Origin of the sequence: Microbacterium sp. BF1, from assembly GCF_019279095.1 — a bacterium.
Classification (GTDB): domain Bacteria; phylum Actinomycetota; class Actinomycetes; order Actinomycetales; family Microbacteriaceae; genus Microbacterium; species Microbacterium maritypicum.
Genome location: NZ_JAGYWT010000139.1, coordinates 1 through 5,653, shown reverse-complemented (window position 1 = coordinate 5,653; position 5,653 = coordinate 1). Strand labels below are relative to the sequence as shown.

The 5,653-nt window shown below is 65.3% G+C and carries 6 protein-coding genes and 1 pseudogene; 6 read left to right on the top strand and 1 reads right to left on the bottom strand.

What is annotated here, in order from left to right; all coding sequences use genetic code 11:
- The 4 genes from KZA10_RS06935 to KZA10_RS06920 form a co-directional block, all read left to right on the top strand.
- The coding region (locus KZA10_RS06935; protein WP_218682494.1) for a Gfo/Idh/MocA family protein at window positions 1–898 on the top strand (898 nt) is incomplete at its 5' end.
- Window positions 895–1,911: a sugar phosphate isomerase/epimerase gene (locus KZA10_RS06930; protein WP_218682493.1), complete on the top strand. Its 1,017-nt coding sequence runs from the start codon at window positions 895–897 to the stop codon at window positions 1,909–1,911. The genes KZA10_RS06935 and KZA10_RS06930, both read left to right, overlap by 4 nt.
- A complete protein-coding gene (locus KZA10_RS06925) occupies window positions 1,908–2,249 on the top strand; it encodes a putative quinol monooxygenase (RefSeq protein WP_218682492.1) in 342 nt (113 codons plus the stop codon). The genes KZA10_RS06930 and KZA10_RS06925 overlap by 4 nt, the downstream gene beginning before the upstream one ends.
- Before the next feature lie 936 nt (window positions 2,250–3,185).
- Window positions 3,186–3,464 carry a hypothetical protein gene (locus KZA10_RS06920; RefSeq protein WP_017828944.1) on the top strand — a complete coding sequence of 93 codons (279 nt, stop codon included), beginning with the start codon at window positions 3,186–3,188 and terminating at the stop codon, window positions 3,462–3,464.
- Window positions 3,465–3,499: 35 nt separating this feature from the next.
- On the opposite strand, the pseudogene KZA10_RS06915 reads toward KZA10_RS06920, so the two are convergent.
- Window positions 3,500–3,828, bottom strand: a pseudogene (locus KZA10_RS06915) (hypothetical protein).
- Between the two features lie 232 nt (window positions 3,829–4,060).
- Here KZA10_RS06915 and ppk2 point away from each other — a divergent pair.
- Both ppk2 and KZA10_RS06905 read left to right on the top strand, forming a co-directional pair.
- The gene (gene ppk2 / locus KZA10_RS06910; protein WP_218682491.1) at window positions 4,061–4,891 is read left to right on the top strand and encodes a polyphosphate kinase 2; all 831 of its coding nucleotides are present in this window, start codon (window positions 4,061–4,063) and stop codon (window positions 4,889–4,891) included.
- Window positions 4,892–4,957: 66 nt separating this feature from the next.
- Window positions 4,958–5,653, top strand: a 696-nt coding sequence (locus tag KZA10_RS06905; RefSeq protein ID WP_256934513.1) for an aldo/keto reductase, incomplete at its 3' end; no start/stop codon positions are given.

Genomic DNA, 5,653 nt, shown 5'->3' with positions numbered 1-5,653 from the left:
CACCCCCAACGCGCAGCACGTCGAACTAGCCGAAGCGGCCATCGCGGCAGGCAAGCACGTGGTGTGCGAGAAGCCGCTCGCGCTCGGTGCCGCGGAGGCCACTCGCCTCGAAGCGGCCGCGCAGGCGGCCGGTGTGGTGCACACGGTGCCCTTCGTCTACCGCTTTTACCCGACCGTGCGAGAGGCCCGCGCGCGGATAGCCTCCTCTGGTGAGCGCATCTGGCTCGCTCACGGCCACTATCTGCAGGATTGGCTGGCCGAGCAATCCAGCTACAACTGGCGGGTCGACGATGGTGCCTCACGCGCCTTCGCTGACATCGGCGTGCATTGGTGCGACCTGTTCGAGTTCGCCACCGGTCACCGCATCGAGCGGCTCCTTGCCCAGCGCTCGCGGCTCCACGACACTCGGCTCTCAGATGGCAATGAGGTGCCGGTCTCGAGTGAGGATGGGGTGACCATGATGTTCCAGACCGATCGTGGCGCTACGGGCTCGGTCGTCATCTCGCAGGCCACGCCCGGCCGCAAGAACCGGCTCTGGCTTTCGCTTGACGGCGAGCAGCGCTCCTACGCCTTCGACCAGGAGAGCCCAAACGAGCTCTGGATCGGCTCGACCGAGGGTGTTTCGCTGCTGCCCAAGGGCCTCGAGACCTTCGGTGACACCTCCGCCCGTTCGTACGTGAGCGTGCCGTCGGGTCATCCGCAGGGCTACCAGGACTGCTTCACCCTGTTCGTGCGCGACGTGCACGCCGTCATCCGCGGCGAGGCCGTCGACGGGCTGCCCACCTTCGCTGATGGGGTGCGGGCGGCGCAGCTCACCGACGCCGTGGTCGTCTCTTCGAGGAGCGGGCAGTGGGTGGACGTCGCGGCGGTGCGGCCAGTCGAGACGAGCGCGGCGTGAGCGCTGCGGCGTCCCACCCGGTCACCCTCTTCACGGGGCAGTGGGCGGATTTACCGCTCGAGGAGGTCGCTCGGCTCGCCGCCTCGTGGGGCTACGACGGGCTCGAGATTGCGGCGTCCGGTGATCACCTCGATTTGCAGCGGGCAGATGAAGACCCGGTGTATTTGGCGTCGCGGCTTGAGATCCTCGACCGACACGGGTTGAAGGTCTACGCGATCTCGAACCACCTCGCCGGGCAAGCAGTATGTGACGCGCCCATCGACTTCCGGCACCAGGCGATCCTGCGCCCCTACGTGTGGGGCGACGGGGAAGCTGAGGGGGTGCGGCAGCGTGCCGCGGAGGACATGAAGCGCTCCGCCCGGGTCGCCCGGGCGCTGGGTGTTGACACCGTGGTGGGGTTCACGGGCTCGTCGGTGTGGCCATACGTGGCGATGTTCCCGCCGGTGCCGGCATCCGTCATCGAGACGGGGTACGAGGACTTCGCGACGCGATGGAACCCGATCCTCGACGTCTTCGACGACCATGGTGTGCGATTCGCCCATGAGGTGCACCCGGGCGAGGTCGCGTACGACTATTGGACCTCGGTGCGCACGCTCGAGGCCATCGGGCATCGGGAGTCGTTCGGGTTCAACTGGGATCCATCGCACATGATGTGGCAGAACATCGATCCGGTGGGATTCATCTGGGACTTCAAGGACCGCATCTACCACGTCGACTGCAAGGACACACGCCTCCGACCGACCAACGGACGTGCCGGTGTCATGGGTTCGCACCTGCCCTGGGGAGATCCGCGGCGCGGCTGGGACTTCGTCTCGACCGGGCACGGCGACGTGCCATGGGAGGACTCCTTCCGCGCTCTCGAAGCCATCGGCTACACCGGCCCAATCTCCATCGAGTGGGAAGACGCCGGCATGGACCGTCTACATGGGGCCGCACAAGCCGTCAGTTTCGTCCGTTCCCTCCTCTGGCCCCGGCCCAGCGCGTCTTTCGACGCCGCCTTCTCGAACCAGTGAGCACCGGCACCGTATCTGCCGCCCCGACGCGGGTTGCGCTCTGGGCGCTACTCACCGTACGCAAGACGCAGCGCGAAAGATTCCTCGCGCTGATCGGCGATCTCGCGGTGCGCTCGGTTGCCGACGAGCCCGGCTGCCTCGCCTACGACGTCATTCTGATAGACGAGGATGCCCGGACCTACGGCGTTTACGAGCTCTACCGCAACTCGGGCGCATTAGCTGCGCACCACAGCTCGCCACACTACGCCCGATGGAACGCGGCAGCAGGATCGCTCATCGTCCCAGGCGGAGTCGTACTACGTACAGGCCCAGTCATCCTTTCTGGAGCGACGCACTAGTTGTAGTGCCCAGTCAGGTTGTTTGAGATCCGGCTGATGGGCGGGAGCTTCCCGATGGCTGTGTGGGGCCTGTGGTGATTGTAGGTTCCTGTGACTGCTTATCCCGGTACGCGGAGAGCGTCGAGCCGGGGCTCCCCATAGCCGGTGATTCCTTCCTCCGTCCGAGAGGGTTTGATTCTGTGTCGCAACCTCCGACGTCGGAGAGGCGGCGGATCCATGGCTTAGTCGTGGTTTTGGATCTGTACATGCGTGTACATGGTTGTACCGATCCCGCGAAATCCTGCGGACGGTGCACGCAAGTACACGTATGAACAGGGGATCTTTTAAACGGGGGTTACGGGTTCGAGTCCCGTAGTCGGCTCAGGAAACACCGACGGCATCAGCCGAGAGGCGACGAATGCCGGGATGCGTATGGCACGCTCCCGCATTGCTATCGTCGCCCTGATGGCGAACCTAGATAGTCGGGGGATGACTCCTGAAGAGCGTATGAACACGTTTCTGCTGTACCCGGAGTGGTTCGGAGGCGACCGGATACCGGAGAAGTTTGTGGTCTCAGCTGAGCTGCGAAAGCGGCTCCGGGAGTGGAATTAGGTCTGGGAGACCGTGCTGGATCCGGTCACTGAAATGCGATGGCCAGATCCACTGATCGGACGCACATGGATCGCTGAGGGCCAGCAGCTCGTGGCAGATCTGCAGGCAGAACTCGGGCCGGGCTTGTCCGTCGTCGGCGATTTTGCCCGGTATGCCCCGTCGCGTAGGTCGTAGGCTCTGCGCATGAGCGAGCCCGATGCGGAGCCGACCCCGTCGCTGATCCAGCAGCGACTCGCCCTACAGCGCAGGCGGGTGGGGGCGGTATCACTCCTCCGGCCCTTCGCAGAGCAGGGGTGCAGGGGAGTGAACGAAACATCCGCCCCTCCCTCGTCCTAGGCTGGTGTGATGCTCCACGGACTGATTCGCCCTGTCGAAGCCCACAGCGTGACGCTGAAGGGCGAAGACCTCGCCGAGGTTCGCGCGCAGCTCACCGCTCAGGCTCCCGCCGGATGGGACCTCGTCTCGGCGATGGCGACGATGGAGAAAGCAGGATCGATGCGCTCGGTCGAAGGCAAGTTCCTGCGTCGTGACGGTATCCGTGAGATCGAAGGCGACGACATGGCTGCCCTCGAGTCGCAGGTGCCCGAGGGATGGCAGCTGCTCTCCGTATGGCGGACGAGCTGAGGCTCACGCGTCTCTGATCCGTGCTCTCGGCGGACTCAGTCCACTGAGACGGGTTCTGGTGTGTCGACGACCTCGTCGATGAGGCCGATCCCGCCCGTCGAGCTCGCCGACTGCATGAGGTCCTGAATCCACGAGGGGTTCAGCGGGGGCGCCTCCGGCTCGTCGAAGGTGAAGCGGAGCGGAGCGGAATCGAGGGGTGCAGCCAGATCGTCGAGCGTCCTGCGGGATCTCCGTCGGGATGACGCCACGACAGGGTGAAGCTCTCGTTGCGTCGCAACTTGGTGGCGATGACCACCTTCAGATGCGCGAGCGCGCGGTCCTCGATATGGATCTCCTCGCCGTTGCCGTACTGGATCGTTCCCATCTCTGCACCATAGCCGCCACCGCGCGCACTTTCCGCGCCAGATCGTGATGGTGAAAGAGTATATCGGAGTATCGCACTGGAGGGTGATACGTTACTGAACGTTGAGTTTCCTGGTGGGTACGACGTCGTGACACCAGGTGGATGACTGCGCAGGTGGCCGACTCCCCGCCGCGGCCACCTGCGCTTGCCCCTGAAGGGCGTGATCCATGGAGCACCGGGGGAGGGGTATGTCATGAGCAGCTCGCCGGAGTCGCAGCGGTCCATGCCGGAGTGGCAGAGCGGCGACCCGTATGAGACCGCGCTCACGCGGGAGGCGTACGCATGCGAGAAGCGCCTGCTGCAGATCGAACTCCTCAAGCTCCAGGCGCACATCACGCGCTCGTCCGACCGCGTGCTCATCCTGTTCGAGGGAAGAGACGCGGCGGGCAAAGGCGGCGCGATCACGCGCTTCATGGAGCATCTGAACCCTCGGGGTGCCCGTGTCGTGGCACTCGACAAACCCACCGATGCGGAGCGGACGCAGTGGTATTTCCAGCGCTACGTCGCGCATCTGCCCTCCGGCGGCGAGATCGTGATGATGGATCGCTCCTGGTACAACCGCGCCGGTGTCGAGCGGGTCATGGGCTACTGCTCGTCCACCGAGTACGAGGAGTTCATCCAGACCGTGCCGGAGTTCGAGCGCATGCTCGTCGGCTCGGGCATACGCCTCGTGAAGCTGTGGTTCTCGATCGATGAGGCGGAGCAGCGGAGCCGCTTCGCGCGCCGGGGCGAAGACGCGGTCGCGCAATGGAAGCTCAGCCCGACCGACCTCGCGAGCATCGACCGCTGGGACGAGTACATCGCAGCGGAGGAGGCGATGTTCCTTCGGACGGACACCCCTGCCCTCCCTTGGACCGTCATCGCGTCCAACGACAAGAGGCGCGCGCGGCTGGAAGCGATGAGGTGCGTCCTCTCGCGGTTCGACTACCCGGGCAAGGATCCGTTGATCGCTCACGCCCCTGATCCACGGCTCGTGGGGCGCCCCTCTCAGATCCATCACGAGGAGGAGAGGCCGACGCGGTGATGTCTGCGGGTCGCCACAGGAGGGCATCCGGGAATGCGACGGGTGGACTCGGAGGTTGTCCCCCTCATGACTCGCATCGGCACCAGTGATCTCGACGTCCTCCCGCTTTCGCTCGGCGGCAACGTGTTCGGCTGGACGGCCGACCGCGACACCTCCTTCGCGGTTCTCGACGCGTTCGTGGACGGCGGTGGCGACTTCATCGACACCGCTGACTCGTACAGCTCCTGGGTGCCGGGGAACGAGGGCGGAGAGAGTGAGACGATCGTCGGCGAATGGCTGGCTTCTCGCAGGCCCGCAGGGGTGGTCGTCGCGACCAAGGTGAGCCAGCACCCGAAGTTCCGCGGTCTTGCCGCGTCGAACGTCCGCAAGGCCGCCGAAGCCTCGCTGGCGCGCCTGGGCGTCGATGAGATCGACCTCTACTACGCGCACTTCGACGACGAGACGGTTCCGCTGGAGGAGACTGTCGCCGCGTTCGGTCAGCTCGTCGACGACGGTCTGGTGCGGCACATCGCCGTGTCGAACTACTCCGCCGATCGCATCCGCGAGTGGATCGAGATCGCCCGTCGCACCGGTGCCGCGCTGCCGGTCGCTGTGCAGCCGCATTACAACCTCGTGCACCGCAACGAGGTCGAGGAGCAGGGACAGGACAACCCATTGGAAGCTCGCTACGTCGCCGAGCGAGTGATTCACCACCTTGATAGTCGACCCGGCAAGAGTGTGGGCGTCGTCGCCATGTCGGCAGCTCAAAGAGACGCGATCTCG